Genomic DNA, 26,227 nt, shown 5'->3' with positions numbered 1-26,227 from the left:
ATTCAATAAACAACCAAGACCCTGAGTAACTTTTCCGTCGTTAGCTACATTTACACATAAAAATAGACCTCTACCAAACTGTCAAACATTTTTGGCGTTAATCACTTTCTTCGAGCAAGTCGAAACTAATCCTTGATCACCCATCATTACCCAAACCAATACATGCAAACCAAGTATAAACCATTGTTATGTAATGAATTTTTACAAACCCCCGTAACAAACTCACCTCCTGAGACATGCTTTCAGGGTATTATGAAACAGAGGTTTAACCTCTACAAAAATATGGATAAATACCTAATAAATAAGGAACAAAATGTTTTAAAAACACTCAGTTATTGCAACGTCAGTTATTGCTTCAATCGCGCTTGCAGGTTGTGGGGGCAGTGATAGTGATAGTGGAGACGGTGGTGACTTCCGAAACCCTAAACCTACAACAGAGAGTATTACAAAGGTATTTACTCTCCTAGGTGAAAATGAATTTTCAGAACTCTATCAGGGAATTCTACTACCACATGATGGATTGTCAGATTTGGCAGCGAAGAACAACCAATGGTATTGCGATGCATTTGCTTGCGCTCTGGATCTAAACACCCCACCTGTCGACGGTATGATTCGTCGCCATGACATCGATCAGAACTTAATTCCAGTCTACGTAAATAATTCAACGAATGAGCCAAACTTTGAAGCTCACCAAAATATTTACGACGGGATCAAGTTAATTGAAGACGCGGTAGGCCGTCAAGTATTCAAGTTGTCCGAAATAGATAATAAGATTCCAGAAGTTAACATTGAAATTCAGACCAATGATGGAGATATGTTGTGGGGTCATGAGGTGGATTATTCAAGTATTCCAAGCGAAGGTGGCTTCATCTTTGAGTCCAACTACGAAACAGCAGGTCATACAGGGCTATGTGGCGGAGTTGGCAGGGGGCCATGGAGTTCCAGTGGTACTACAATCATTGACGCCGATAGCACAATCGCTAACCTTGGTTGGCATTGGGTACGAATCGCTAGTGAAGAAGCTACATGTACTCACTCACCAGAGCTTGTCGCACATGAGTTAGTTCATGCCCTTGGTTTCGGATACCACTTTGCTGGATTTGGCGGTGAAGATCGCCCTTCAGACCCACGGCCAGTATATGGTTCTCATGTTTTCGGACACCAAGCAAAAGAAGTTTTGAAGCAATTGTTTGCTCACGACATCGGAAGTGATGTTAATACCATGAACATTCCGAACTACTAATTAATTTGTGTTATGAAGCTGGTCATTAAGGCCAGCTTATGACTATTTTCAACCACCTTTTTGAAAGGGATCTTCAACCTCGTTTTAGAGGCTTAACAACGCTATCTAAGCCTTCAATTTTCAAGGCCAAACACAGTTTTAGTAAATCCCCTAACTCCCCTTCCGGAAAACCCTGCTTTCGGACCAAAAACAATACAGTCACCTTCTGGAAACTGTGAAGTGAGTCACTTTTGATTTGTATTTGAGTCAAAATCTAGACTGTTCGATAAACAACCAAGACCCTGAGTAACTTTACCGTCGTTAGCGACGTTTACACATAAATATAGACCTCTGCCAAACGATCAAACATTTTTGGCGTCAATCACTTTCTTCGATCAAGTTGAAACTAGAATCCTTGATTACCTACCATTGCCCGAGTCAATGCATGCAAACCAAATATAAATCATTGCCATATCACGAATTGTTACATATTCCCCGTGATAAATTCCCCTCTGAGATATGCTTTCAGGCTATTATGCAACAGAGGTTTAACCTCTACAGAAATATGGATAAATATCTAATAAATAAGGAACAAAATGTTTTTAAAACACTCAGCTATTGCAACGTCAGTTATTGCTGCAATCGCACTGGCAGGTTGTAAAAGTGACTCATCGACTGCACCACCACCTCCAACAGAATCACCAACAACTCAAGGCCAATTCATCGATGCCGCAGTGGAAGGCTTATATTATGTGGCTAAACCTAGTGGCAAGTCTGGTTACACCGATGCCGAAGGTAACTACAACTATGAAGAAGGGGATACAATCGCATTTTTCTTAGGTGGTGAAAATGGCCTAAGAATTGGCAGCACGTCTGCGCGCTCGATTACTTCTCCCTTTGAAGCTACGGGTAATTTCCAAAAAGCCCTCAATCTAGCACGTATTCTGCAAACCATGGACGATGCCAGCAACGGCTCTATTACGCTACCAGATACCGTCAAGTCGCCGAGCGCAAGCATGATTGCTGCTCTTAACAATGTGATGCTGCACGATCTAACCTCTGCAACCGATCTTCTATCGGAACTGAATCATAGTGACTGGATCAGTGAGGAAGACGCACTTGAGCACTTAAACGACTCCTTAAAAGGCCTTGAGCGCGGTAGCAAAGCGATCTTAACCGATTGGCAACGAGGCTCAGGCAAGTACCTTCGCACTGTTGACTCGGCACTGTTGGCGAAAAACCCAAGCGATACACATGAACACCTTTATGTGCATGCCGACAAACTGCTAGACAAAGATTTGTTTGATCAAGTCCAAGGCATGCCAATCATGACCATGCGCTTAAACGAAGCAGAACTGCTCATATTACAAGGCTCAAACGACACCAAGCTAAGTGGTGATGCAGCCAAGCTATACTTAACCTGCATTGATGGAGCTGACGACGCAAACTACAGTTATGATACTGACAATGGTAAGTCTTATTGTGATGGTGCCGAAATCACTACACCTAGCCCCAAGTTCGACATAGACAATACTTATTTTCAATACAACCTGCTCAATCCAAATACTGAGTCTAGCGAAGATGAAGATGAACCGTGGGAGGATGTGAAGGAATTTGGCGTCCTCTATGAGTGTCTTGCAGACCAAAACTGCTCAGAAGCCAAATTAACTGGATTTAGTATCACCGAATACGATGACAGCGATGAGCAAGATGGCTCAGCGATGCAAAAAGACAAACTATCAACGAGCTACGATTCAATAACTGGCATTTACACTGAAGTGAAGAAACGCACGGTAACTAGTGGTATGTATAATGGTCGTACGTCAGAGTCATTGAGCTTTGCTTACCTAGTCGATAGCCCAACTGCGGAGCGCTACGTGGACTTTAAAGGGAACTGGCATGCGGTCGCGACTCGCAATGGCTGTGACGTGGTAGCGACTTCAACCTATACTTTTGATGAACAAGGTGTCACTGTAACTGGCGCAGAGTTTGAAAGTGGCTGCGAGACCGCTCAGATTTCAGAAACAAAGTCATATGCTGAACTCGCCGAAATGGATTTCTGGTGGTTTACTACCAATGGCGCAAGTAACGAAAGTAAAGCGACACTAGCACAGCTAAACACCACTATTCGTTGGTGCGATAAAGACGAAGATGATATGTCTGCCGATTGTGCTGACGACGATGTTAAATTCAATCGCTGGGAATATTCACCTGCTGGCAAAGATTGGGATCAAGGCACACTTAATCGCCGTACACTAAGTAGTGATGGTTTAGTTAAATCAACCATTTCCATGTATAAGAAATAACATCGCAAGCTCTAAGCGTTTAAGTTCTATAATCTTAAAGCATAATCTTTAGCCAACAATACAAAGGCGGCCATCAGGCCGCCTTCTTCATTAACAGCTTCAACTTGATACTACGTCAAGCTAAAAGTCTCGCTTCAGGGGCTTTACTACATTATCCAAGCCTTCTATTTTCAAAGCTAAGCATAATTTTAGAAGATCACCTAGCTCGCCATTTGGAAAACCCTTGCGGTCGAACCACAGCAAGTATTCTTCAGGTAGGTCAATGAGCATGCGGCCCGCGTATTTGCCAAAAGGCATAGGGGTGCGAGCCAGTTTGATGAGGTTTTCTTTTTCAAGCATGGTGGGGTAACCAGAGTGCGCTGTTTGGATAAATGGGTCGCGCGATACCCTAACATGACTACCCTTCTCGCACCACATGTGCGTATTCGACAATCACTTGATTGCCTTCGATATAGGCGTTTTGGATTTCGCCATCAACGCTCATACGGCTCTGCAAGTAGACAATTTTCGGTCCCTGATCGCTGCGTTCTTTTAAGCTGGGCACCACCAATTTGGGGTCTAAGTGAAGTAAGTGACAGAACTTGGTGACAAAAGGCATTGTCATCGGCGCCTCACCGCGCAGCACGCGCGAGAAGCTCAGTTGGTTCATGCCCAGTTTCTTCGCAAACTCCATTTGCGTTAGGCGCATCTTTGATTTTTGCGACATCCAAGTCGTGTAGATCGCCTCTCTGTCTTGTTCGGTAAATTCCATGCTGCTCTCGTTGTTCAATGGTCGCGATAATAAAGTTGAGTCAATAAGGCGGTATTGTCCGCGCAGCGCGTCAAGACGATGTCAGAGAGAAGTTAGCGCAATTTGAATCTTTGGCGAGAAATCTGCGGGCACAAAGTGCCCGCGATATATCGAGGGGAGAGTTAGAACAGGCTCGCTAGCAGGCGCTTAAACCAATCCACCAGCTTCTTAAACAAGCCACCTTCCTCGACAGGTTGCTGGGCAATCAGTGGGGCCGTCGCCACGGTTTCGCCATCGATGCTGTAAATGACTTGTCCTAGGGTTTCGCCTTGTGCAATCGGCGCAACAAGATCGGAACTAAATTCAACTTCGGCGGTGAGCTTGGTGACGTCTCCTTTCGCTAGAGTGATGAAAACATCTTTTTCCACACCCACGTCCACGGTATCGGTTTTACCCATCCACACTTTAGGTGAGGCGACCGATTGACCGGCTCGGGTTGGCGAGATGGTATCGAAGAAGCGAAAACCGTAGCTCAGTAACTGCTTGCTTTCTGACTCACGTGATTTGGTGCTGCTTGAACCCATCACAACCGATATCAAACGCATGTCGCCACTGGTTGCTGATGTCGCTAAGCTGTAGCCGGCGCCGCTGGTATAACCGGTTTTCATACCATCGACATTCATGCTGCGGTCACGCAATAAACCGTTACGGTTGTATTGAGTAATGCCGTTGTAGGTGTAGGAGGTTTCGCTGTAGAGCGGATAAATGTCCGGTAGTTCACGAATAATCGCTTGGCTGAGCTTAGCGATATCCCGAGGTGTGGAGAACAGACCATCGCTATCTAGACCATGGGGGTTGGTGTAGGACGTGTTGGTGAGTGTCAACTTGTCCGCCCAAGAGTTCATCAAGCTAACGAACGCGTCCTCGCTGCCTGCCACATGCTCAGCAATGGCGACACTGGCGTCATTACCTGATTGAACAATCAACCCGCGGTAGAGATCCATCAACTTCACGTCGGTGCCGACTTCAATGAACATCTTCGATGAATCAGGGAAGTTCTTCGCCCATGCGCGTTGGCTAATTCGAACATCATCGTCTAAGGAGATGTTGCCTGCTTTCACTTCTTGCCCAGCGACATAGGCCGTCATCAACTTAGTCAGACTGGCTGGGTTAAGTTTGGTGTCGGCGTTTTTCTCGACTAACACGTGACCTGTGTTGTAGTCCATCAAAATATACCCATTGGCGCCCAACACCGGCGCATCAGGAACAATCGTTGGAGCAGCCACTGCTACGTGAGCAGTCGCCAAAGAAGAAAGGAAGACCGACGCTATCAAAGAGTGTTTTTTCATAATTCGCGGTAAATGTCCTGTTGGGTTAACACACTTACCTGAGTATAAACAACCTGATGCTGCTTGCAGCCCTGTTGTAATCAATGGTTACTATTGAGCGAGATTTGACGTAACAATCACACGGCAACAGGTAAAAAGAGTAAGGACGAAAAAGCCAGCGACTGGTCGCTGGCTTTAGTAATAGGTCACAACACTCAGCATCGATGCTGAGTGTGGATTCCGCTTATCAATTTGCGAATCCCGAGAGCGTGCGCTTCACCGAAAATGGATTTTTGGTGCGTCGATTACGGTAGCGATACCAGAGGTACGTCGCGACGATCGAGAAATAGAGATAGCTCATCACAAATACCAGCGGTGAAGTAATTAGACCTTGTGATACACCGAAGAGCACGCCCGCCGCGGCGACAAAGAACTTCGCGAACAAACCGAGTATCAACATCGCCAACGCCAATTGCGGGAATTGAACACGCTGAAACGCGCACCAGTAGCAGCTTGCGACTGCCAGTGTCGCAATCGAAACACCGAGCAAGAAAGAGTGAAAGTGATCAGCAGACGCTACGCCCGCAGATACAGACATCATAAGGATAAGAAACAGTTTCATTGTGTGCCTCGCTTTTTAAACCTAGAAAAAAGCTTCCTTTCATTTTCGCAAACTCATTTTGCGTATATTTTCGCCTTTCCCCCACCAAATGCAAGCGCGTTTTTTGACCCAAAATAGGCTCATCCGACCAGAATCAACAATGGTTAAATAATTGTTACAGATAGATTTACTGGAGTGATTACACTACCTGGGCTTGCAGCCTTCACACACATAAATCGGCACAAAAATTACAAGTCGATAACAAACGTTACATCTAAAAATAGTGGCTGTTTTATGATCTAAATCACTTCAACACAGGCAAAAGTAGCGCCATTTATATACAGCAAAACCCTAGTTTTCATTTTTGATCCATAGATTGGCATAAGCGCATGCGTCATCAGTTTTAAAACATCGGTTACCCCACCTCTATAACAATGCGCTGTTCGATATTTACACGCTAGTCACGCTCTGATACCTTTCGCGCACTCAACTTTGTGCATTCCAACGGATGTCATTCACTCATGCCTTCAGAATACCGAATCAAAAAAATCGTCGAAATCGGAGACACGCTCCATCGCAGCGGCTGTGCGCCTTATAAGCTAGAAAAATACACTAAGTTTTACGCCCGTAAACACGGCGTCGATGTGATGGTTCAAGCCACGCCTACCACGGTGAACTATCAGTTTCCGGATGACAATAACGCCGTCGTGATGCGCCGCCATCCTCTCGCGTCGATCAATCTGAGTTTATTGGCCAATACCATCATTCGTATTAACCAACCCAGCTCCGAACCTGTTCCAGAGCCTATCGGTTACCCGAAATGGGTGATTGCTCTGGCGAACATGGGGATTCCACCGGCCTATTTGATGCTGGTCGGCAGTACCATCGATGCGATTTTACTCTCTGTGCTACTTGGTTTTGTGGTGTGGATGACGCAGCAAGTGTGTAAAGCTCGCCGTGCGATCGCGGTGGAGTTTGTCTCGGCGTTATTGACTGGCATTCTGGTGGCCTATTTTGCCAGCACATCGGCGCAGATACCGGTCTGGGCACTTTGTATTGCCTCCATCGTGCTGTTCGTTCCGGGGTTGTCGATTGCCAACTCCCTTGAGTGTCTCGCCTTCAATGATTTGGTGTCTGGCACGAGCTTACTCGGACAAAGTGCGCTCTCGTTGATTAAGCTGTTTGTCGGTATCGTTATGGGGCTCAACATTGGTGAAGCCATATGGGGGCAAGCTGCCGCTAGCACTTACATCAATCAAGTTCCGCTTTGGTTGCACGTCAGTGGCCTGTTTCTGATTTCGATTTCACTCGGCATTATCTTTAACGCAAGACCAAAGGACATTTTGCTGGGGCTGCCGGTGGCGATGCTCGGCATGTGGGGGCCATTTTATTTAGGCTTTGAGAGCGGCTGGGTCGTCGGAACTTGGGTAACGACAGTGCTGATCACTTTATATGGCACGTGGTTGGCGAAAAAGATGGAATTGACGGGTAGCATCTACATTGTGCAGGGCATCATCATTTTGGTTCCGGGTAGCCGCGTGTTAGTCAGTGCGGGCCAATCCGTCTTTGAACAATCGATTTTGCCCATTCCGAGTATCGGGCTTTCTGCGTTGTTCATGTTCTCAGCGATCGTGGCAGGGCAGATTACCGCGTACTCCCTCTATTCGCCAAAAATTGAACGCTAACGCCAAACACTCTAGCTTCTGAAACTAAGAGCCCTATTCGATAGTTACCTTTAGGCAGCTATGGAGTAGGGCTCTTTGCCTTTGTGTTTCATTTTACGACTGAAACTGCCTTTGCCTTTCTTCGCTTTCTCGACTTGTGTTCGATACATCGAACTCGTCACAAGTGCTTTTAAGGCGTTATCTTTCACCACCCCTCTGCCCATATCATGTTCCAACGTCACACTAAGCGTGAGATCGCCCTTACTTTTTTTCATCACTGTTCCTTTTTTCTCTTTGATTTGTTCGGTTCATAACACGGTTTATTTGACTGACAAAACACTCAATAGCAGGTTTTCACCAGTCACTTAGCCACACATTCAACCAAGCAATCGAATGTTACACTAGTTATACGAGCTACGATAATATTTTCGAAAGTAAACCTAGCGCAAAATTCTAATGAAAACATTTGTTTTTCTAAATAATTTACACCGATTTTTATTGACTTAGTTGCACTTAGCATTAGACTGTCAGGCAGCTAGAAAACGGTTCTTGTTTACTTTCGCCGTTATCGTTAGATTTCTTGTATATCTGCCTTAACGTCGTGCGCAATAGCAATCTCCTTTTCCACGCTATAGGTGCCGTCATGGCTTTATAAGATTTATCAAGGATATACATTATGTCTAACACTGTTACTGGTACAGTTAAATGGTTCAACGAAACTAAAGGTTTCGGTTTCATCCAACAAGAAAACGGTCCTGACGTTTTCGCTCACTTCTCTGCAATCACTGGCGACGGTTTCCGTACTCTAGTTGAAGGTCAAAAAGTTGAGTTCGTTGTTTCTCAAGGTCAAAAAGGCCCACAAGCTGAGAACATCAAAGTACTTTAATTTTCAAGTACTAAAGAATTATGATAGCCAGCATTCGCTGGCTATTTTTTTATTGAAGTATTATGGCACTCAAACCCACTATTTATAAATTTCGCATCAACTTGTCTGATACCAATCGTGACTTGTACGATGCCACTCAACTGACGCTTGCCCAGCACCCGTCAGAAACGACCGCTCGTATGATGGCCCGCGTCTTAGCGTACTGCCTACAATGGCAACCGGATTTAGCCTTTACTAAAGGTCTCTCTACCACCGAAGAACCAGACCTTTGGGTCAAATCACTCGACGATCAAACACTGCTTTGGGTCGATGTGGGTGAGCCCTCTCTTGACCGAATCAAAAAGTCGACGCGAATCGCTCAGCAAGTGATCGTCTACTCGTTCAATAGCAAATCTGATGTATGGTGGGAGCAAAGTAAAAACAAGGCCCATCAATACCCTGCGTCGATTTACCGTTTAGACGCTGACACCGTCGAAGCGCTTGCCGATGTGGTCGCTCGCACGATGGATTTGTCGGTGATGATCACCGGCGATAGTCTCTTTATTGATTGTGAACAGGGTTCATTTGAAGTCGCAGTCACGACACTTCAGCATCAGCACTGATCCTCTATTCGGGCGACACACACATTGTTGTGTCGCCCTTTTCAACACATTCTCTTCAAATACACTAAGCTAATATCTGTGACTTGTAGGTCACTCATAGTTATCCTTTCGGTCCTGTGCCACAATGGGCGCTCACCATTGTAAAAATGGGTACTTACCTGAAAAAACACGAGATTGTGTATGCCTGAAAAGAAAGTGTTGGTGCTTTACGCACATCCCTCTTCTGCGCGTTCAGAAGTCAATCAGCGACTGTTTGATGCAGCCAAGCAATGCCAAGGTGTCACCGCGGTCGACCTCTACTGGGAATACCCGACCTACAACATCAACATAGACAGAGAGCAGCAACGTTTGCGCGAACACGACGTGGTGATTTTCCAGTTTCCGCTTTATTGGTATTCCACGCCCGCTATTTTAAAAGAGTGGCAAGACTTGGTACTTGAGTACGGCTTTGCTTACGGGCAAGATGCCAATGCGCTACACGGTAAACTGTTTTTTTGCGCTTTATCGGCCGGAGGGAAACAAGATGCCTACCAAACCGATGGTTACAATCACTTCCCCATTCGTGCGCTACTGCATCCCATTGAACAAATGGCGACACTCACTGGCATGACCTACCTACCACCGTTTGCTCTTTTTGGCGCTCGAACCGCTAAGGAAGATGGTCGGATTGAGGCTCACTTATCACAGTGGACCCAACTCCTGAATGATCTGGTCGCAGACCGTGTGGAGGTCAATAGCGCCGCAGAGGCCGCCACACTCAATGACTATCTGAGTCAAGGAGGCCATGCATGACCCTCTATTTTCTCCAAGCCTTTATCTATTTAGTCGCGGCTGTGATTGCCGTGCCCTTAGCCAAGCGATTTGGCCTCGGTTCTGTGCTGGGCTATTTGATTGCGGGAGTGGTGATCGGGCCCATTATCGGTTTGGTCGGTGAAGAGACCACCACAATCCAGCATTTCGCTGAGTTTGGTGTGGTGATGATGCTGTTTTTAGTTGGCTTAGAGCTTGAACCTAAAATGCTCTGGTCAATGCGAAATCGTCTATTAGGGCTGGGCGGATTGCAAGTCACGCTCACGACACTGGCCACCATGTACATCGCGATTTGGTTTGGGATCACATGGACGATAGCGTTAGCGATAGGGCTGATTTTTGCCCTCTCTTCGACAGCGATTGTCCTGCAAACCTTTAACGAGAAAGGGCTATCCAAAACAGAGGGTGGCCAAAACGCCTTCTCTGTATTGCTCTTTCAAGATATCGCCGTCATCCCTATGCTGGCCTTTATCCCACTGTTAGCATTACCTGAGTTGGTCGAGCAAGCACAAAACCTGGCAGCTAATGCCGCCGAGCACCATGAAGAGCTCAGCTTAGTCGCGCATCTGCCAGGCTGGGCGTATGCGATGGTGATTGTCGCCTCCATTGCAGGGTTGGTCATTGGCGGGCACTACCTGAGTCGGCCACTGCTTCGCTTTGTAGCCAGCTCCGGCCTAAGAGAAATATTCACCGCTACGGCCCTAATGTTAGTTGTGGGTATCGCCGCATTGATGAGCTTAGTTGGCCTGTCCCCCGCACTGGGCACCTTTTTGGCGGGGGTTGTTCTGGCAAACAGTGAGTTTCGTCATGAGCTCGAATCCAACATCGACCCCTTTAAGGGCTTGTTACTGGGGCTCTTTTTTATCACGGTCGGCGCTGGCATCGACTTCTCGATTCTCTTTAACGATTTCTTCCTGATTATAGGCCTAACACTGGGCGTGATGGCACTGAAAGGTGGCATCCTCTATCTCCTTGCTTGGGCGTTTCGAATTAAAAACAACAACCGTTGGTTGTTCACGCTCAGCTTGGCTCAGGCAGGGGAATTTGGTTTTGTGCTGCTCAGTTTCAGTATGCAAAATCACGTATTGCCGTTTGATATCGCTCAGAGGCTCTCTTTAGTCGTCGCGCTATCGATGTTCCTCACCCCTGGCTTATTCATCTTTTACGATAAGTTTATCTTGCCGCGTTTTCAGACGAAGGCCAACGATCAGGACGCCGATGTGATTGATGAAAAAGGCTCAGTTATCATCGCTGGGATTGGTCGATTTGGCCAAGTGGTCAATCGCCTACTGGTCGCTAACGGCGTACACACCGTTGTACTGGATCACCAAGCGGATCAGGTGGATATGATGAGGCAAATTGAGACCAAAGCCTATTTTGGTGATGCGACTCGTCCTGATTTACTCCATACCGCAGGCATTGAAGAGGCGGCGATGATCATACTCGCCATGGACAATCGCGAAAGCAGCGTAGAGCTGACTAAGTACGTGAAACACACCTACCCTCATGTCAAGATTCTTGCTCGTGCGTTCGATAGAGGACACGGCTATCGTCTTCGTCAAGCGGGGGCCGATGTGATTGAGCTAGAGACGTACCACTCAGCCCTAGAGATGGGCGCGCAGGCCATGAGGGCCCTAGACTTTCATCCGTTTTATGTCGAGCAACATAAAACCGCCTACAAAGAAGTGGAAGAGCGCAAATCGGATATGCTCTATCGCGCTTGGGAGGATGATTCCCACGGCGAACGTTTTGACAACAACTATCGCAAGCTCTTTATCGAGTTAGAACAGCAAATCAAATTGTCGATGTCCACCGATAGACAGGATCAACATGAACCCGGAGAACGAGGTTGGACACCACCGCCCAAAGGATACGCGGACAAACTTGATGACAGCGATCCCCAAGATCGAGCCTAGCTCGGTCGCCATGTTTTACCAGCAATGAAGTGACCATGAAGAGAAAATCCAACAGCGCTACTAACACACAGACAAGCTCACAGACAGCCTCATTAGGCCAGCAACTGTTCACCATGACTTGGCCTATGCTGTTTGGCGTCCTTTCGCTAATGAGTTTTCAATTAGTGGACAGTGCATTCATCGGCCAACTCGGTGTGCTTCCACTCGCGGTGCAAGGATTTACCTTGCCTATCCAAATGATCATTATTGGCATTCAAGTTGGCTTAGGTATCGCCACGACAGCAGTCATCGCCAAAGCACTGGGCGCCAACGACACTCGCTACGCCAAACAACTGGGTGGGCTAGTCCTTACCATTGGTAGCGTAGGGGTTGCGGCCTTCGCCGTTGTGCTTTATCTACTGCGCAAGCCAATACTGAGCCTACTCAGTGCACCAGACTCTGTCTTACCGATCATCGATACCTACTGGATCGTTTGGGCGGCGAGCGCATGGGTCGGCGCGGTGTTGTACTTTCTCTACAGCATATGCCGCGCCAACGGCAATACTCTGCTACCCGGCACCATGATGATGGTCACCAGCGCAATAAACTTAGCGCTTGATCCTGTGTTTATTTTTACTCTCGACCTTGGGATAAACGGCGCCGCAATAGCCACCATTGTTGCTTTTGGCTGCGGTATTCTGGTCGTCGCCCCTAAAGTGCTACGTAAAGAGTGGATGAGCTTTGATTGGAGTGACTTGAACGTGCTCAGCAGCGTGCGTTCTATTGGCAATATTATGGGCCCAGCGATGGTCAGTCAGCTCCTTCCCCCCCTATCTTCAATGCTTGCGACCAAGCTTGTTGCCGGTTACGGCACCGCTGCCGTGGCCGCATGGGCATTGGGGTCGCGCTATGAATTTTTTGCCATCGTCTCAGTGCTGGCATTGACGATGTCTATGCCCCCGATGGTCGGTCGCTTACTCGGCGCCGGCAATATTAAGGATATCCGCCAACTCGTCACGATCGCGGTTAAGTTTATTTTGCTGTTCCAGCTAGCGATTGCACTGGTGACCGGTCTTAGCTCTGGTCTGTTAGCCGATCTCATGACGGGGGAGAACCAAGTCGAATCGATCCTCTCGATGCACTTGATGCTGGTACCATTTAGCTTAGGTCCGCTGGGGGTGTGCATGTTGATGGTCTCTATTTCCAACGCTCTGGGTAAAGCCTACACAGCGTTAACCATCTCTGCCTTGCGACTGTTTGCCTTCTTCCTACCCTGTTTGTGGGTCGGCGCTTATCTCGGCGGGATTCAAGGGCTCTTTTGGGGAGCGAGCATCGGTAATCTCCTCGCGGGTGCCTGCGCTTGGGTACTGTATCAGCGTACGTTACGCTCGATTGAATCGGCCAAATAAAATAAGTTGAAATGAAAGGTGGCTTTCGCCGTTCTTAATACAAAGCAGACAAAAACGACGTACCTAGGAGAGACATATGGCAGCGCCAATCAAAGTAACACTCTATCGCTGGGCGGGCAGTTGGGGACCATTCAAAGTGAACATTCCCTGTGGTGAGTGCACGCTGACCAAAGACATTCTCACTGATACCTTCGCCAACGAACTGGCCGATGTGCCGGTCGAACTTGAGGTGAAAGATTGGCTCTCTCATTGGTGGGAGCCGCTCAAAGCCGGAGCGTGGCATGCGCCAATTGTGATGGTCGAGGGTAAAGTGATCAGTCAAGGGGAAGCCCTCAACCGCGGTGTATTGGTGCAGTCGATCATAAAAGCATGGACCGAGCACGATACACTGAGCGGTAATATCGTCTTTGGTAAAGCAACATGCCCTTATTGTGTAAAAGCGAAGGCATTGCTCGATGAGGCTGGCATCGAATATCGTTATCACGACGTGGTCAAAGAGAGTGCGGCTTTGTATCGAATGATCCCGGAAGTAAAAGCGATCATCGGTGAAAAAACGCCCGTTACCGTGCCACAAATATGGCTGGATGGTCACTACATTGGCGGGGCAGACAACTTAGAGGCGTGGCTTGTCAACAAAGGATTAGGCAAGGTGCCTGACAATGTCGTCATTATGCAAAATCAGTCCTCTAACGGCTAGCACTGGCTATCAGATTGACGTTTTGAACAAACAATTAAGCCCCATCGAAAATGGGGCTTAATATTATCTATTCGTTCGTTTGGCGTTAGATTCACCAGTGCCAGATTACTTAGCGATTTTGTTCAGTACGCGCTTAAAGAAAGACGCTTTTTTCGCTTTTGGCTTGCCGTAAAACATTTCGTTCATGGCGTGCTTTGCAATCATTTGGCCTAGGTATGCACCTGCTAGATCGTTGTTCATGATTTTCTCCTCAAAGAATATGAGTGTGATTTTAATCACAAAAACAACAAAAGAAAGAGATATGTCACATTTATTTTATTTAATTGCACACTTGTTTCATTTTAGTGCGCGATAGATCATTTGGGTGCAAATAACGCTGCTCTCAAACGGTCACCTTCATGGCTGCGTGTCGTTAACTGCGCTTGGGTTGTTGGTAGGTTTTACCCGCCATTTGGTAGGTATCTTTACGCTTAACGTCAAACTGCGTATCGAAGAACCAAGCCACAAAGCGAATCACCTCATCCCCTTCGTTCATCACGTGCTCAATGAATTCCTGCTCTTCGCCTTGCTCGTTTTCTTGCAGAGTCACATGGTAAATACGCGATTCCCCATCGACTTCCGCTAGAGCAAACTGACCCGTCAGTGCCTCGGCCGCCTGCGCCACTTCTTCATCGCTACTGGCTTTCAGCATCTCTAATGCTTGTGGCAGACTGTCTTGTTCGCACAGTGCTTTCACTAAGCTTTCAAACTCTTGGTATTCCATTGTCGATCTCTCATCGCATTCAAACCGCGCCATTGTACCTACATCCTTTGCTGAGTGGTACTCCAGACGAAACCCCGTGCGTTTTCGTCGTAATCTATTAAGATGTGGTCTCATTACTTCCTAAAGCGAAACAATGAGCCAGTATGGATTGGATTCAAAGTGTACACAGTTACCTTCGTGTCGTAGACGAAGGCAGTTTTAGCGCCGCTGCGCGTAAACTCAACACCACCAACTCCGCGGTCAGCAAGCGCATTCACTGGCTTGAAGAGCGCCTCGGTGTCCAGCTGTTAAAGCGCACCACGCGCTCAGTCACCCAAACCGAAGCGGGCGCGCTTTTTTATCAGCGGGCTAAAGTCCAATTGGATGAGTGGCAATCGATCGTCGATGAAACGCGCTCGGTCAATCAAAGCCCAGCTGGGCTACTCAAAATTGGCGCGACCTTGGCGATAGGGTCGAAATTTCTTGTCCAATACCTCAATGATTTCTTGCAGATGTATCCCGATATTCGTATTCAGTTGCTGACGACGACCCCCGGCCAACTGCCAGAATTGAGTTTGGATCTTTTTATTAGCCGAGAAATCGAGCAGCTTAACTCACTGAGTTTCAAAGCCTCCGCCTTGTTTGAACACAAAGGCGCCTTCTATGCGTCACCGTCCTACATCGAGCAGTATGGTGAACCTACCTCAGCGGACGATCTGCTCAATCATAATGTTCTGATGTGGGGAGAACGCCCACAGCGTGAAGTGAGGCTCAGTCAAGGACAGCGCTTGAGTTTATCCGGCAATTTCGCCACCACCAATCCAGAGGCGCTGTTTTATGCAGCCAAAAGTGGCATGGGCATTTTGCTCACTTACGATGTGATGATTAAAGAGGATCTCAAGTCCGGTACGTTAAAACGGATCATGCCCGACATCACTGCCGACGAAGCGACGGTGTATGCGTACTACCCAAAGCTCGATTATCAGCACACTCGGACCCAACTGTTTCTCGATTATTTAAAGGCCAGACTCTCTGAAGAGCGCGCCCCTCTGCAGACGATGTTCTCACCCGCACTGCGAAGTTGAGCAATTGAGCAACCTGTCCATAGTTAAAGCGCAAGAGTCCGCTGACGATCACACACATTCGCGGCGATCGCTTGGCTAAACACAATCAGAAGTGGGATTGAACAAAGGTACGGCGCACAATCATTGGCGAGATTACAAAGGGACTTCGATGGTCATCATCACATCGCCTTCGTAGTCATCATGCCAGCGGTAGTCGAGCCTCATTCTTGGCTCGCCGGCTTTTTTGTCACCAAAACCGACACTGAACTGCACACCATGATTGCGTAACCACTCATCCATGCTCATCGTGGCCATCTTCTCTTCGAGCTCAGAAGGCATCCACACGCCGATACCAAAATAGTTGGATGATAAGTGGCGGGACAAAATTGGGTTGCTGGCACTTTTCAATACCCAATCATCCCAGTAAGAGGCGTAGTCTCGACTGTCATCATCGAGATAGAACTCAAGATCGTCGAGCGCTTTAACCGTGTACTCGATGCCATCTAGCATCGAAAAGCAGAGGCCTTGGGCTGAGTGAAACATCAGAGAGTTGGACGGCTTGTTTTTCTCTTCATACGAATAATCGTATAAATCGCATGCTTGTGATGCGAATGCCATTGCACCAAAACAAAACCCTATATATTGAGAAAAACGCATTCATATCTCTTATGTAACCACTAAATACACCCTCAATAATACGCTTTTTTACTCAATATGCGATTCACTTTTTCTGTTGTCAGGTGGGAAATAGGCGACTTGTCCTGTAGGGCATTTCTTATGTCCGTGCTGCGAATCGCCACCTTTTCTGGACAACTCAATACAGACCAACGAGTTAGGATCTCCTCGGCGTTATAAAACTTGGCAAAGTTTAATAAGTTGTCTGGCCCTATGACAAAAGTTAAATGGGCATTAGGGTATTGCGCCTCTAACGCTTGCAGGACAGCAAACGTCGTAACGCCACCATCTTGGCTAAGCAAACTTTCTTCGATTGGCGATCGCTCGACATTAGGCAGCGAGAGATCATCAATAAACGCATCCACCAGTTCACAACGCAGCGCATAATCGAGCATCACTTTGCCCCATGCATGGGCAATACTTGGCACGAGCAGCACCTTATCAAAATGAGTCAACGACTCTATGATGCTTTTATGCCCTAAACTGGGTGGATTAAACGCGCTTCCAAACACCGCAATATGGCTCATTTTCTTCCTTTCTGCTGCTAAACGGTCGTAGCAGTTTTCTAATCTGTTCAAATTGGTATGATATCGGCTAGACGCTTTAAGGGTATCAAGAATATCCGCAAATTTGAAAATACATTGCTTGCAGGAAGGAAACACAATGGAACAGTTGATTCGCGATGAGATGCGTGTCTTACCTTCAATTGACCCTGAATTTGAAGTGACACGTCGAGTCGATTTTATTAAACGCAAACTGCGAGAAGCAGGCTGCAAGTCTTTGGTACTGGGGATCAGTGGAGGGGTGGACTCCACCACTTGTGGCCGCTTGGCTCAGCTAGCCGTCAACCAACTCAATGAGGAAACCGATGGCGGTTACCAGTTCATTGCCGTCCGATTGCCCTATGGTGAACAGAAAGACGAAGATGAAGCCCAAATTGCATTGAAATTTATTGAGCCGACACATTCTGTCTCCGTCAATATTAAAGCGGGTGTGGATGGTATTCACGCCGCCACACAAACCGCCCTTGAAGGCACCGACTTGCTACCGACTGACGCACCAAAATTGGATTTTGTTAAAGGCAACGTGAAAGCGCGCGCGCGCATGGTTGCGCAGTACGAGATCGCAGGCTATGTGGGCGGGCTCGTACTCGGCACCGATCACTCAGCGGAAAACATCACTGGCTTTTACACCAAGTTTGGCGACGGCGCCTGTGACCTTGCACCGCTATTTGGTTTGAGCAAACGTCAAGTTCGTGAAGTGGCAGCTCACCTCGGCGCCCCAGAGCTATTAGTGAAAAAGACGCCAACCGCGGATCTTGAAGAACTGGCACCACAAAAAGCCGATGAAGACGCGTTGAACCTCACCTATGATCAGATCGATGATTTCCTAGAAGGGAAACCGGTATCAGAGGAAGTCTCGCAGCGTCTTGTGCACATCTACACCATCACGCAGCACAAACGTCAGCCTATCCCGACCATCTACGATTAATCTTATCGATAGATGCAGCGCGTTTGACGCCCCGTCACACGCGCTGCCCCACCACCCATCACCCAATTATGCCCTCCCCCTACCCAACGTCCACCTAAGCCGCTTTATTCGCTATTATTGGTCGTATCAATAAAACGACTAGCACCTCGGCACTGTTTTCACTAAAATGCGACCGATCAAACAAATTTCTTTCATTATCGCGTTAATATACCCATTAAGCGCCGCTTAACGTCGCGTTGGCTTGGGTGATAATGAGCGACGTAATAACCAAAAACCATGCATGTTGCAGCCCAGGTGGCTGACTGTAGAAAAGTGTGATTGTTTATGGATCAAGATAAGTTTACCAATATTTATCGCTTACCCACGGCGATTCAAATTCGCATTGGCAAATGGCAGCAGACCTTCAACGGAACATCAGACATTGTGCTTCACCGTGCTATTGAAGCGCGTAATAAACAGTACCGTAAACCTGATTTTTTCCCGGCGGGGTGGTGCGTCAACCTGTTTGATAATCAGGACATCTCCATCACCGAGCATGGTAAGTATATTCAAACCGCGATGCGTACCATGATGGACCGTAAGGTGTCGTATAAACGCATTTACCTCTCTCGAGTGCCGCTTGAGCAAGCGACGCCAGCCCTGGTCGCGTTCAAACAAGAGTTCATCGCCAAGCACAATCGTGTGGCGAAAAAATACAATCAAATTAAGAAAAAACAGTTCTTGCGCTTCGCATTAGAAGAGCTAGAGACACTCTATCCCTCGATACCAAAAGAGAAGTTTGACGTAACCCTGTGGAACAAATTGGTGGTGTCAGAGCTCGGCCAAGCGAAGAAATTTGCTAACCCCTACTTCGTGAAAAAGCACACCGTCTAGACGGCGCTGAGATTACACCGCCTTGACGATATCAGTCTGACGTTAGAGGCCGCTATCATCACAGTCCGTCACTCGTATTTGGCTAAAATCTCTTGATAACGGCTTTGTCCTTGCTCACCTGGCATCGATTTAAGCCGTTCAATGCCGCGCTGCAAATTAGCGATGTTTTTAGACGCGTGCCCACTTTCTGATTCGCGGCACAGTTGGTGCTTTGGTGACCAAGAATACCGCCAAAGCGGCTAAAACAAAGCCCATCACGCCCATCGCATCGAACGATTCACCAAACATCAACCACGCTTGGAAGGCGGTGACGGGCGGAACCAGGTAAAACACCGACGCCACACTCGACGCCACGCCATTTTCCACCATATAGAGTAGCAAGAGAATCGCAATGCAAGAGAGCACGACCACCATCCATACCAAGGTCATGATAAAGGCAGGAGACCAAACAATCACATTGGTTTCAAAGGTCAGCGCGACGGGTACAAACAGCAGTCCCGCGGCAAAATACTGCACGGTGGCCCCTCCAACCATATCCACGCCTTGGCAGAAACGCTTTTGGTACAGGGTGCCCAATGTAATGCCGATGAGCGACACCAAACAGACGGCAACCGCTAAGGTTTTGTGTTGCTCGGATTGCCAGTCCATTTTACCCATAAGCACAAGGCTAATACCCGCAAACCCAATCACCAGCCCTAACCACTGCGAGGGTTTAAACGAGTGCTGAGTAAAGACCACCAACAAAAACGCAGTAAGAATGGGTTGCAGACCAACCAACAGAGAGCTAAGACCCGCAGGCATACCAAGATGGATCGCAAAGTACGTACCGCCGAGATAAAAGCCGTGAATGAACAGCCCTACCACGCCACTATGAAGTAACGCTTTACCTCTCGGCAAGCGACGACGAAGTAGCACAATCAACAGCAGGAATAACGCGACGTTGGCGATCATTCGCAGTGACAACAAGGTCGCTGGCTCGGCGTACTGAAGACCAAACCTTGCTCCAACAAACCCCGATGCCCAAAGCACCACAAACACAAAAGGGATCAATCGCGCCCACATACACATTCTCCTCGCTTTTTATTCTGTTTTAACGTTACTGTAGTGGGTACAGGTTGATTTTAAAGGCACAGATCAGGTTAGTTTTATGGGTACAGAAAGATGGACAGTCGCAGCAAGTATCGCCAAGTAGAGCAGCTCATTCGCCAAGGTATCGAGGAGGGTCGATATGCCAGTGATGACAAATTGCCCTCTATCCGCACTTTATGCACGGAGTTAGACGTGGGCAAAAACACCGTCATTCGTGCCTATCAAGAACTCGAGGCGCAAGGCGTGATTTATACGCAGCAGAGATCGGGCTACCGAGTCAGCGCCAAAACGACACCACCGGCCCCCACTCAAAGGCCCATGCAAGTCGATTTACTGAGCGCTTGCAAAGAGATTCTCACCTACACCCCAAGCCAAGAACGGCTCGTAACCGGGTCTGCACACCCTTTTATCGACACACCGGCGATCAAAAGCCTGTACGCCGAAATTGGCCGCCACAGCCGACGCCAAGCACACATTCCTAGCCATTACCAACTGCCACCGGGGAACGATTTGCTGATCCGGCAGCTGGCGAAAATAAGTCATGATTTGGGGGTGGATGCACGCGGTGAGTCTTTGTCTGTCACCCATGGTGCCCAACAAGCGATCAGCCTCGCCCTGCGTGCACTGACACAGCCAGGCGACATCGTCGCGGTCGAATCGCCTTGTTACTTTGGCAATCTGCTACTGATGGAATCGCTGGGCCTTAAAGTGGTAGAAGTGCCGAGTTGTCCTCGAGATGGCTTAGATCCGAACGCACTTGAACAAGCACTTGACCGCTGGGATATTAAGGCGATTTTAGTCACTCCCAACTTTACCAACCCAACGGGAGCCTGCATGCCACTCGCGGCCCGTATTCGATTACTAGAGGTGTCAGGCGCGGTGCCCATCATTGAAGATGATGTGTTTGGCGCATTGGCCTACGACCAAAGCATCACGCCACTGAAAACACTCGATAAGGACAACCGGGTCATCTATGTCAATTCGCTCTCGAAGATGCTCGATTCGCGGTTGCGGATCGGCTGGATTATGGCGGGTCAATACCAAGCGCAGATTGAGCGTTACCTGATGAGCGATAACATGGGCAGCCTTAACCTGATGCAGTCTGCCGTGGCAGAGTTTCTCACCACCGGTAAATACCGCTCGCACGTGCAGAAAATGCGCCGGCTCTATCAGCACAACACTAAACTGTTTATCACCCAGTTGGATCTCGCCTTGCAGCGCTATCCCACCCTTTCAGGTCGCTATTCACTACACCAACCGCAAGGCTCTTTTTTAGTCTGGCTAACCTTGCCCGACCACTGCGACAGTCAAACCATCTATCAACACGCGAAGCCACGTGGAATAAGCCTTCTCCCCGGCTCACTCTTTGCCACCGGCACGCAATTCCAACACTCGATGCGCTTTAGCTGCGCCAACTTAACCACCACCGCGGATTGGCAGCAAGGTATTGAGGATTTGGCAAGCCTCATCGCTCAATCCTCTCACTGAGTCTTGTTAGACAAGTAAAAGGGAGCCTGTGATTACCCTCACAGGCTCCCTTTTGTCTTTTTCGCTGATTGATTTAGGCAGCAGCTTTCTTTAAGCGGATAATGGCTTTAAGCAGATGATGACTTTAAGCACCTGACTATATTACGCGTTAGAGGCTTTGCGATGCCCTTCTTGCAGGTGGACAAAATCCACCAGATCGTCACCAGATACTTGATACGCCTGACCAAATCCCTTAACGAACAAGCCCTGCTCTGCTTTGAGATTAAACAGCACAAAGTCTTGCAACTGACTCAAGCCATCAATGATCTCACCAAAGCGCTCTTGCATCTGCGCGATCACTTGTCGCCATTGCTCGCTTTCTCGCTCCACAACGTGTGCAGTGGCATCAAAGGTTAAGCGCTTGCGAGCAAAGAGTTGCTTGGAGCTGTCTTCATCTTCAATCAACATGATGGACACCGTCGGGTTCGCCTGCAAATTGCGCGCGTGACGGGCAATCTCAGAAATCAGCACAAAGTATCCCTCTTGATTTTGTACAAACGGCGCGTAACTGACATTGGGTTTGCCATGTTCGTCGACTGTCGCCAACTGCAATGTCTTACGCGCTTGACGAAATTCTTTGATTTCTGGACCTAAGCGACCTTGCAAGCGTTCCTGCTTGACCTGTTGTTCCATGTTGAGCTCCTGATTGTCTTTCTCAATTTTATGATTGTTGTTAAGTCCTGGCGGTGCGCGGTTACTTTGATAAACCTTTATAATGCGCATGCCACTGGTGAAACTGTTCAACCTGACTCGCAATGAGTTCACGTTTTTCATTGCGCCCCAAGTAGATCTTGAAGATGTTGTTGCCCTCTTGACTAAAGAAACCAAAATAGTGGCTCTCACGTCCCATAAAAGGCTTACTGACTAAGGCAATCGCACGTACGTTGTCGAGTTTGAGATGCCCATGCATCTGACCTTCGCGTCCCATTAGGTTGTAGTAGCCGCGGGCCACTTTCCCTTTTGGAAACGGCGCTTTGACTTCAAAAATAGAGCCAAATGAGTGGACTATTGTCGTCACTGGCCCAAAGTCAACCAACGCTTCCAGCATAGCTTGCGCATGGTCGCCCGAGATCAAGGTCACCATCTCCGTCGGCAAAGCGGCCACCACGTCATACTCACTGACTCCTAACTGCTCTGCGATGGCAGCAGGCAATAATGCTGGGTCGCTGTCTAATAGCGCTGCGACTTGCTGAGCAAGCGTGTCTGGCTGTTGGGTCTTTGTCATTACTGAATCCATAAACGTTCCATTTCTAAGCGATTGAACCGACATGATGAGGGCTCATTGAGGCGGGTTGATAATAAAATTGTAGAACCTTGATCGCCGCTTGTGCCAAGTCTTGAGGTTTTATCCGCGAAGGCAAAATGCAACGGATCAGAGGTTTCTTTACCGAGCACTGATTCATCAAATTGATGGATATCCAACATGCTATTTACTCGCTTAGCGCTTGTCAGCTCTTGCTTCGCGCCAAAATCTTAAAAACTGGACAAGATCATAATTCCGCGTTAATGATAATGCAATTGATAATTGATCTTATTTGCATTGTAAGTAATAATCTTGGCAATTTGTTGATGTCGGACAAGAGAATTCACCGTGAATGTCAAACGCTACACTATCGCAGGAACGCTCTCACTAGCGGTTCACGGGGCCATATTACTCGTCGCTCATGAAGCGAAAGTATTTGCGATGCCCGCGGGAACGCAGTCTCAAAGTGTCTCAATTAACTTTAAAGCAGCGGCAGTTCCAGCGCCTAGTGTCTCGCCAGAGGCCGACCTGCCCGTGAAACCGGAACCTGCACCGATCGAAGCGGCAGCTATTGCCGAGCCGATCCCGACACCGATGTCCACGCCAGATAAACCTGCGGTGAAGACAGACACAGCTATTGTGAAACCGGACACAGCTGTAGTGAGGCCAGACAAAGCTGCGGTTAGACCAGAAAAAACAATAGTGAAAAAGCCGGTCAGCAAAGACCCAATCAAAAAGGTGGTCGCCAAACAAGAAACGACGAAACCAGTCGTGGCGAAAACGCCCCCAAAAAAGGCGGCGCCTAAGCCGAAAGAAACTGCCAAGGTGGCCAATACTCAGGCAGCGCCTGCCAACGCCAAGCCAACAGAAGCAACACCGGCTGAGCCTGCCCCAACGGACACCGCAAAGGTCCCACAAAAAGCCAATCAAGGCGCCAGCGCGCAGCCCATCTTGGTCGAGAAGCCCTCTTTCTTGAGTCGCCCAACCGCGCCTCACTACCCAAGACTGGCGAGAAAACGGGGCTTGGAAGGCGTCGCTTTGTATGAAATTTGGCTCGACGATGAAGGAAATCAAGTCAAACAGGTGCTTATCAGCTCATCCGGAGCCACCTTGCTCGATAAATCCGCGTTGGATGCGATTAAGCAGTGGCAGTTTTCTCCTCACACTGTGAATGGGCACTCCATGGCCCACCGCGTGCATATTCCCGTTCGTTTTAAGTTGGATCGATAATGGAACACATTGAACAAATACAGCAACAACTGGGCCTTATGGCTTGGCCCTTGATTTTCTGCTCTGCACTGACGGTCATGATCATCCTCGAACGCTTGTTCCAAGTTCTGGTTAGCACCGGTGTTGGCAAGCGCGCCGTATCAAGAGAACTCAACCAACTGAGCCCGACGGACAATCAAGCCATTGAGCAACTTGCGAAACGTTGGTCACCACGTCGCCCGCTACTTTTCAAGGGTGTGGCCATGGTCTTAGCCCACCACTCCTTTGCGAAGTCACTTCGAGAAGATGTGGCCGGGATGTGGTTACAAGAAAAACGCCACCAGCTCAATTCTGGGTTGCGCCTATTGACCTTGATTGGCGTCATCAGCCCGTTGATCGGATTGCTCGGCACCGTGCTTGGGCTGATTGAGATGTTTAAAGGCGTGGCGGCCTCTTCGGGTAACATCACGCCCAATGATCTGGCTGACGGCCTTGGCCTCGCCATGCGTACCACCGCTGCAGGGCTTTTGATCGCGCTGCCCGCCATCGCTGGCGCGCAGTTGCTGGGATTGTGGGCTGACCGCGTTACCGCCAAGCTCGAGCACACATTAAATTACGTCAATTTATGGTTGGAAGGGGTCAGCGTGCAAGCCAATACACCACCGATGACCGTGACCAAAAACTCTGATGAGCATGTTCACCCCATCCGAGAAAAGCGAGTGAACGCATGATCAAGTTACCCCAAAATGAATCACGATTTGGGCTGACACCGGATCTCACACCACTGCTCGACATCATCTTCATCGTGATGGTGTTTTTGATGCTGACCGCGGCGGTAAAACTTGATTCATTGGAAGTGGATCTGCCCACCACAGACTCGAATCAGGTGTCTACGGTGGATAAGCGCTCTCTGACCATCAACATTCTCGATGCGGCGCCGCATTGGGCGATAGACGGCCAAACCTATCTCGATTGGCACAACTTTACGCTCGCTTTGCTCGAGCAACACCAATCGAACCCGCAACCGATCGTTATCGGCGCAGAGAAAACCGCCGACGTTCAGCATTTGGTCAAACTGCTGGCCTACTTACAAGAAAACGGCATTCAAGCCACGCAGCTGCTGACTGAGCAGCCCAATTAATTTAAGGCAAACCTTGTTTATGACTCAACGTACCACACTATCTCAGCACCCTAGCCAGACAGCGCGTGCTACACGAACTTTCTCAAAAGCAAGATGGGGACGCACGATCGGCCGCCTCACTGCGGCGGTGTCACTGTGTGCGCTCTCGCTCACCGCCTTCTCTCACCATGCGATGGCAAGTGAGCGCATCATAAGCGCCGGCAGCGCCGTTACTGAGCTATTGATTGCGCTAGACCAGCAGCAAAGTCTCGTTGCGGTGGATGTCACCAGTGAGCTGCCAGAGGGACTCACACTACCCAAAATTGGCTATCATCGCCAACTGTCATCAGAGGGGCTATTGGCTTTAGGCCCGAATCGACTCATTGGCTCCGATGAAATGGGCCCCGCTTCTGCGCTCGCTCAGCTTAAATCAGCGGGCGTCGCGGTGGATATTGTCAACACCAAACCGACTGCCGAAGGTCTACTTGAGCGCATTGATGAGATTGCCGCGCTGACGGATTCTAGCGAGCATGCTGCGCAACTCAAGCAGAATGTCGAGCGTCAACTGGCCAATTTAGAGCAGCGCCGTCAGCAGATCGCGACGCCGAAAAAAGTGCTGTTTTTGTTGATACATGAAGGTCGCCCCGCCAACGTCGCCGGTGCCGACACCACGCCTAACGCGATTATTGAACTTGCGGGCGGCATTAACCCTGCAGCTTCGACACTTTCTTCCTACAAACCGCTGTCGAGTGAGGCGATGGTCGAGATGCAACCCGACATTATCCTCGTCAGTGGCCGCAGCTACCAAAGCTTGGGCGGTGCGGATGAGATATTAAAAAAGTTACCGATGCTCGCCGCCACACCTGCGGGTCAAAACAAAGCCTTCATCCAAATTGATGGTCATGCTTTAGTCGGTGGATTGGGGCTGAAAAGTTTGGCTGAAGCGGAGCGCATCAGCGCGTTGCTGCTATAACCCGCCACTCAAGCGACAAGCCTCAGACTGGCAACATACAAGACTGGATTGTGACTTTAACGCTATGATAT

Annotated in this window: 30 protein-coding genes and 1 pseudogene; 17 read left to right on the top strand and 14 right to left on the bottom strand. The window is 48.6% G+C overall.

The window, feature by feature from the left end; all coding sequences use genetic code 11:
* The first annotated feature begins 529 nt into the window (after positions 1-529).
* Positions 530-1,243 (top strand): hypothetical protein, encoded by a 714-nt coding sequence (locus AC6R03_RS08085; protein WP_500630855.1) that lies wholly within the window; start codon positions 530-532, stop codon positions 1,241-1,243.
* 73 nt (positions 1,244-1,316) lie between these two features.
* Here the strand turns inward: AC6R03_RS08085 and AC6R03_RS08080 are convergent.
* Positions 1,317-1,421: pseudogene (locus AC6R03_RS08080) on the bottom strand (putative quorum-sensing-regulated virulence factor); the annotation flags it as partial.
* 397 nt (positions 1,422-1,818) lie between these two features.
* Between AC6R03_RS08080 and AC6R03_RS08075 the strand changes: the two are divergent.
* Complete coding sequence (locus tag AC6R03_RS08075) at positions 1,819-3,528, top strand: hypothetical protein (protein WP_500625505.1); 1,710 nt, start codon at positions 1,819-1,821, stop codon at positions 3,526-3,528.
* Positions 3,529-3,648: 120 nt separating this feature from the next.
* On the opposite strand, the gene AC6R03_RS08070 is transcribed toward AC6R03_RS08075, so the two are convergent.
* The 4 genes from AC6R03_RS08070 to AC6R03_RS08055 all read right to left on the bottom strand — a co-directional run bounded on the left by AC6R03_RS08070 (position 3,649) and on the right by AC6R03_RS08055 (position 6,208).
* Positions 3,649-3,867, bottom strand: coding sequence for a DUF3820 family protein (locus tag AC6R03_RS08070; protein WP_500630856.1), 219 nt, complete (start codon positions 3,865-3,867; stop codon positions 3,649-3,651).
* 58 nt (positions 3,868-3,925) lie between these two features.
* Complete coding sequence (locus AC6R03_RS08065; RefSeq protein ID WP_334553355.1) at positions 3,926-4,279, bottom strand: helix-turn-helix domain-containing protein; 354 nt, start codon at positions 4,277-4,279, stop codon at positions 3,926-3,928.
* 161 nt (positions 4,280-4,440) lie between these two features.
* Entirely contained in the window at positions 4,441-5,607 is a 1,167-nt protein-coding gene (locus tag AC6R03_RS08060; RefSeq protein WP_500630857.1) for a serine hydrolase, read from the bottom strand.
* Between the two features lie 226 nt (positions 5,608-5,833).
* A complete protein-coding gene (locus AC6R03_RS08055; protein WP_500630858.1) occupies positions 5,834-6,208 on the bottom strand; it encodes an NADH:ubiquinone oxidoreductase in 375 nt (124 codons plus the stop codon).
* Positions 6,209-6,708: 500 nt separating this feature from the next.
* On the opposite strand from AC6R03_RS08055, the gene AC6R03_RS08050 reads away from it, so the two are divergent.
* Positions 6,709-7,872, top strand: coding sequence for a threonine/serine exporter family protein (locus tag AC6R03_RS08050; RefSeq protein ID WP_500630859.1), 1,164 nt, complete (start codon positions 6,709-6,711; stop codon positions 7,870-7,872).
* Positions 7,873-7,922: 50 nt separating this feature from the next.
* Here AC6R03_RS08050 and AC6R03_RS08045 read toward each other — a convergent pair whose 3' ends face one another.
* Positions 7,923-8,126, bottom strand: coding sequence for an alternative ribosome-rescue factor A (locus tag AC6R03_RS08045; protein WP_334568195.1), 204 nt, complete (start codon positions 8,124-8,126; stop codon positions 7,923-7,925).
* A gap of 401 nt (positions 8,127-8,527) precedes the next feature.
* Between AC6R03_RS08045 and AC6R03_RS08040 the strand changes: the two genes are divergently transcribed.
* The 6 genes from AC6R03_RS08040 to AC6R03_RS08015 all read left to right on the top strand — a co-directional run bounded on the left by AC6R03_RS08040 (position 8,528) and on the right by AC6R03_RS08015 (position 14,150).
* On the top strand, positions 8,528-8,737 hold the full coding sequence (locus AC6R03_RS08040; protein ID WP_038204438.1) for a cold-shock protein: 210 nt from the start codon (positions 8,528-8,530) through the stop codon (positions 8,735-8,737).
* A gap of 62 nt (positions 8,738-8,799) precedes the next feature.
* Complete coding sequence (locus tag AC6R03_RS08035; RefSeq protein WP_500630860.1) at positions 8,800-9,339, top strand: YaeQ family protein; 540 nt, start codon at positions 8,800-8,802, stop codon at positions 9,337-9,339.
* A 180-nt stretch (positions 9,340-9,519) separates the two neighbouring features.
* Positions 9,520-10,131, top strand: a complete 612-nt coding sequence (locus AC6R03_RS08030; protein ID WP_500630861.1) for an NAD(P)H-dependent oxidoreductase — start codon at positions 9,520-9,522, stop codon at positions 10,129-10,131.
* Complete coding sequence (locus tag AC6R03_RS08025; protein WP_500630862.1) at positions 10,128-12,065, top strand: monovalent cation:proton antiporter-2 (CPA2) family protein; 1,938 nt, start codon at positions 10,128-10,130, stop codon at positions 12,063-12,065. Before AC6R03_RS08030 ends, AC6R03_RS08025 begins: the two co-directional genes overlap by 4 nt.
* Positions 12,066-12,100: 35 nt before the next feature.
* Entirely contained in the window at positions 12,101-13,453 is a 1,353-nt protein-coding gene (locus AC6R03_RS08020) for an MATE family efflux transporter (RefSeq protein WP_500630863.1), read from the top strand.
* Positions 13,454-13,529: 76 nt separating this feature from the next.
* Entirely contained in the window at positions 13,530-14,150 is a 621-nt protein-coding gene (locus tag AC6R03_RS08015) for a glutaredoxin domain-containing protein (protein ID WP_500630864.1), read from the top strand.
* Positions 14,151-14,255: 105 nt separating this feature from the next.
* On the opposite strand, the gene AC6R03_RS08010 is transcribed toward AC6R03_RS08015, so the two are convergent.
* Complete coding sequence (locus tag AC6R03_RS08010; RefSeq protein WP_500625496.1) at positions 14,256-14,390, bottom strand: hypothetical protein; 135 nt, start codon at positions 14,388-14,390, stop codon at positions 14,256-14,258.
* Positions 14,391-14,562: 172 nt separating this feature from the next.
* A complete protein-coding gene (locus AC6R03_RS08005; protein WP_487903671.1) occupies positions 14,563-14,913 on the bottom strand; it encodes a hypothetical protein in 351 nt (116 codons plus the stop codon).
* Between the two features lie 143 nt (positions 14,914-15,056).
* Between AC6R03_RS08005 and AC6R03_RS08000 the strand changes: the two genes are divergently transcribed.
* Positions 15,057-15,977: a LysR family transcriptional regulator gene (locus AC6R03_RS08000; RefSeq protein WP_500630865.1), complete on the top strand. Its 921-nt coding sequence runs from the start codon at positions 15,057-15,059 to the stop codon at positions 15,975-15,977.
* Positions 15,978-16,109: 132 nt separating this feature from the next.
* On the opposite strand, the gene AC6R03_RS07995 is transcribed toward AC6R03_RS08000, so the two are convergent.
* Together AC6R03_RS07995 and AC6R03_RS07990 are read right to left on the bottom strand one after the other, a co-directional pair.
* Positions 16,110-16,613: a hypothetical protein gene (locus tag AC6R03_RS07995; RefSeq protein ID WP_500630866.1), complete on the bottom strand. Its 504-nt coding sequence runs from the start codon at positions 16,611-16,613 to the stop codon at positions 16,110-16,112.
* 32 nt (positions 16,614-16,645) lie between these two features.
* A complete protein-coding gene (locus AC6R03_RS07990) occupies positions 16,646-17,158 on the bottom strand; it encodes a nicotinate-nicotinamide nucleotide adenylyltransferase (RefSeq protein ID WP_500630867.1) in 513 nt (170 codons plus the stop codon).
* 136 nt (positions 17,159-17,294) lie between these two features.
* On the opposite strand from AC6R03_RS07990, the gene nadE reads away from it, so the two are divergent.
* Complete coding sequence (nadE, locus tag AC6R03_RS07985) at positions 17,295-18,122, top strand: NAD(+) synthase (RefSeq protein WP_500630868.1); 828 nt, start codon at positions 17,295-17,297, stop codon at positions 18,120-18,122.
* A gap of 324 nt (positions 18,123-18,446) precedes the next feature.
* Positions 18,447-18,995 carry an MSHA operon transcriptional regulator gene (locus AC6R03_RS07980; protein WP_500630869.1) on the top strand — a complete coding sequence of 183 codons (549 nt, stop codon included), beginning with the start codon at positions 18,447-18,449 and terminating at the stop codon, positions 18,993-18,995.
* Between the two features lie 168 nt (positions 18,996-19,163).
* Here AC6R03_RS07980 and AC6R03_RS07975 read toward each other — a convergent pair whose 3' ends face one another.
* Entirely contained in the window at positions 19,164-20,057 is an 894-nt protein-coding gene (locus AC6R03_RS07975) for a DMT family transporter (protein WP_500630870.1), read from the bottom strand.
* A 99-nt stretch (positions 20,058-20,156) separates the two neighbouring features.
* Here AC6R03_RS07975 and AC6R03_RS07970 point away from each other — a divergent pair, with 99 nt between their 5' ends.
* Positions 20,157-21,572 carry an aminotransferase-like domain-containing protein gene (locus AC6R03_RS07970; RefSeq protein WP_500630871.1) on the top strand — a complete coding sequence of 472 codons (1,416 nt, stop codon included), beginning with the start codon at positions 20,157-20,159 and terminating at the stop codon, positions 21,570-21,572.
* Positions 21,573-21,713: 141 nt separating this feature from the next.
* On the opposite strand, the gene hutZ is transcribed toward AC6R03_RS07970, so the two are convergent.
* From hutZ to AC6R03_RS07955, 3 genes are all read right to left on the bottom strand, one after another.
* Positions 21,714-22,244, bottom strand: a complete 531-nt coding sequence (gene hutZ / locus AC6R03_RS07965; RefSeq protein WP_487902734.1) for a heme utilization protein HutZ — start codon at positions 22,242-22,244, stop codon at positions 21,714-21,716.
* Between the two features lie 61 nt (positions 22,245-22,305).
* Positions 22,306-22,836 carry a heme utilization cystosolic carrier protein HutX gene (hutX, locus tag AC6R03_RS07960; protein WP_500630872.1) on the bottom strand — a complete coding sequence of 177 codons (531 nt, stop codon included), beginning with the start codon at positions 22,834-22,836 and terminating at the stop codon, positions 22,306-22,308.
* Entirely contained in the window at positions 22,836-23,036 is a 201-nt protein-coding gene (locus AC6R03_RS07955) for a hypothetical protein (RefSeq protein WP_500630873.1), read from the bottom strand. Before AC6R03_RS07955 ends, hutX begins: the two co-directional genes overlap by 1 nt.
* Positions 23,037-23,202: 166 nt before the next feature.
* Here AC6R03_RS07955 and AC6R03_RS07950 point away from each other — a divergent pair, with 166 nt between their 5' ends.
* Genes AC6R03_RS07950 through AC6R03_RS07935 form a run of 4 tightly spaced genes read left to right on the top strand, consistent with a single transcriptional unit; the run spans position 23,203 to position 26,156 of the window.
* Entirely contained in the window at positions 23,203-24,084 is an 882-nt protein-coding gene (locus AC6R03_RS07950) for an energy transducer TonB (protein ID WP_500630874.1), read from the top strand.
* Positions 24,084-24,794, top strand: coding sequence for a MotA/TolQ/ExbB proton channel family protein (locus AC6R03_RS07945; protein WP_500630875.1), 711 nt, complete (start codon positions 24,084-24,086; stop codon positions 24,792-24,794). The genes AC6R03_RS07950 and AC6R03_RS07945 overlap by 1 nt, the downstream gene beginning before the upstream one ends.
* Positions 24,791-25,204 carry an ExbD/TolR family protein gene (locus AC6R03_RS07940; RefSeq protein WP_334553309.1) on the top strand — a complete coding sequence of 138 codons (414 nt, stop codon included), beginning with the start codon at positions 24,791-24,793 and terminating at the stop codon, positions 25,202-25,204. Before AC6R03_RS07945 ends, AC6R03_RS07940 begins: the two co-directional genes overlap by 4 nt.
* A gap of 19 nt (positions 25,205-25,223) precedes the next feature.
* Entirely contained in the window at positions 25,224-26,156 is a 933-nt protein-coding gene (locus AC6R03_RS07935) for a heme/hemin ABC transporter substrate-binding protein (protein WP_500630876.1), read from the top strand.
* Positions 26,157-26,227: the final 71 nt, after the last annotated feature.

Source organism: Vibrio sp. R10-SG-ISO4 (assembly GCF_059834135.1).
Note: the sequence above shows the minus strand (reverse complement) of the source record. Positions and strands in the feature narration are given on the sequence as shown.

Excerpts from the sequence above, each read along its gene's own strand:
- AC6R03_RS08075 (WP_500625505.1), top strand. The coding sequence starts at position 1,819 with ATGTTTTTAAAACACTCAGCTATTGCAACGTCAGTTATTGCTGCAATC.
- AC6R03_RS08070 (WP_500630856.1), bottom strand. The coding sequence starts at position 3,867 with ATGCTTGAAAAAGAAAACCTCATCAAACTGGCTCGCACCCCTATGCCT.
- AC6R03_RS08065 (WP_334553355.1), bottom strand. The coding sequence starts at position 4,279 with ATGGAATTTACCGAACAAGACAGAGAGGCGATCTACACGACTTGGATG.
- AC6R03_RS08060 (WP_500630857.1), bottom strand. The coding sequence starts at position 5,607 with ATGAAAAAACACTCTTTGATAGCGTCGGTCTTCCTTTCTTCTTTGGCG.
- AC6R03_RS08055 (WP_500630858.1), bottom strand. The coding sequence starts at position 6,208 with ATGAAACTGTTTCTTATCCTTATGATGTCTGTATCTGCGGGCGTAGCG.
- AC6R03_RS08050 (WP_500630859.1), top strand. The coding sequence starts at position 6,709 with ATGCCTTCAGAATACCGAATCAAAAAAATCGTCGAAATCGGAGACACG.
- AC6R03_RS08045 (WP_334568195.1), bottom strand. The coding sequence starts at position 8,126 with ATGAAAAAAAGTAAGGGCGATCTCACGCTTAGTGTGACGTTGGAACAT.
- AC6R03_RS08040 (WP_038204438.1), top strand. The coding sequence starts at position 8,528 with ATGTCTAACACTGTTACTGGTACAGTTAAATGGTTCAACGAAACTAAA.
- AC6R03_RS08035 (WP_500630860.1), top strand. The coding sequence starts at position 8,800 with ATGGCACTCAAACCCACTATTTATAAATTTCGCATCAACTTGTCTGAT.
- AC6R03_RS08030 (WP_500630861.1), top strand. The coding sequence starts at position 9,520 with ATGCCTGAAAAGAAAGTGTTGGTGCTTTACGCACATCCCTCTTCTGCG.
- AC6R03_RS08025 (WP_500630862.1), top strand. The coding sequence starts at position 10,128 with ATGACCCTCTATTTTCTCCAAGCCTTTATCTATTTAGTCGCGGCTGTG.
- AC6R03_RS08020 (WP_500630863.1), top strand. The coding sequence starts at position 12,101 with ATGAAGAGAAAATCCAACAGCGCTACTAACACACAGACAAGCTCACAG.
- AC6R03_RS08015 (WP_500630864.1), top strand. The coding sequence starts at position 13,530 with ATGGCAGCGCCAATCAAAGTAACACTCTATCGCTGGGCGGGCAGTTGG.
- AC6R03_RS08010 (WP_500625496.1), bottom strand. The coding sequence starts at position 14,390 with ATGAACAACGATCTAGCAGGTGCATACCTAGGCCAAATGATTGCAAAG.
- AC6R03_RS08005 (WP_487903671.1), bottom strand. The coding sequence starts at position 14,913 with ATGGAATACCAAGAGTTTGAAAGCTTAGTGAAAGCACTGTGCGAACAA.
- AC6R03_RS08000 (WP_500630865.1), top strand. The coding sequence starts at position 15,057 with ATGGATTGGATTCAAAGTGTACACAGTTACCTTCGTGTCGTAGACGAA.
- AC6R03_RS07995 (WP_500630866.1), bottom strand. The coding sequence starts at position 16,613 with ATGCGTTTTTCTCAATATATAGGGTTTTGTTTTGGTGCAATGGCATTC.
- AC6R03_RS07990 (WP_500630867.1), bottom strand. The coding sequence starts at position 17,158 with ATGAGCCATATTGCGGTGTTTGGAAGCGCGTTTAATCCACCCAGTTTA.
- nadE (WP_500630868.1), top strand. The coding sequence starts at position 17,295 with ATGGAACAGTTGATTCGCGATGAGATGCGTGTCTTACCTTCAATTGAC.
- AC6R03_RS07980 (WP_500630869.1), top strand. The coding sequence starts at position 18,447 with ATGGATCAAGATAAGTTTACCAATATTTATCGCTTACCCACGGCGATT.
- AC6R03_RS07975 (WP_500630870.1), bottom strand. The coding sequence starts at position 20,057 with ATGTGGGCGCGATTGATCCCTTTTGTGTTTGTGGTGCTTTGGGCATCG.
- AC6R03_RS07970 (WP_500630871.1), top strand. The coding sequence starts at position 20,157 with ATGGACAGTCGCAGCAAGTATCGCCAAGTAGAGCAGCTCATTCGCCAA.
- hutZ (WP_487902734.1), bottom strand. The coding sequence starts at position 22,244 with ATGGAACAACAGGTCAAGCAGGAACGCTTGCAAGGTCGCTTAGGTCCA.
- hutX (WP_500630872.1), bottom strand. The coding sequence starts at position 22,836 with ATGACAAAGACCCAACAGCCAGACACGCTTGCTCAGCAAGTCGCAGCG.
- AC6R03_RS07955 (WP_500630873.1), bottom strand. The coding sequence starts at position 23,036 with ATGTTGGATATCCATCAATTTGATGAATCAGTGCTCGGTAAAGAAACC.
- AC6R03_RS07945 (WP_500630875.1), top strand. The coding sequence starts at position 24,084 with ATGGAACACATTGAACAAATACAGCAACAACTGGGCCTTATGGCTTGG.
- AC6R03_RS07940 (WP_334553309.1), top strand. The coding sequence starts at position 24,791 with ATGATCAAGTTACCCCAAAATGAATCACGATTTGGGCTGACACCGGAT.
- AC6R03_RS07935 (WP_500630876.1), top strand. The coding sequence starts at position 25,224 with ATGACTCAACGTACCACACTATCTCAGCACCCTAGCCAGACAGCGCGT.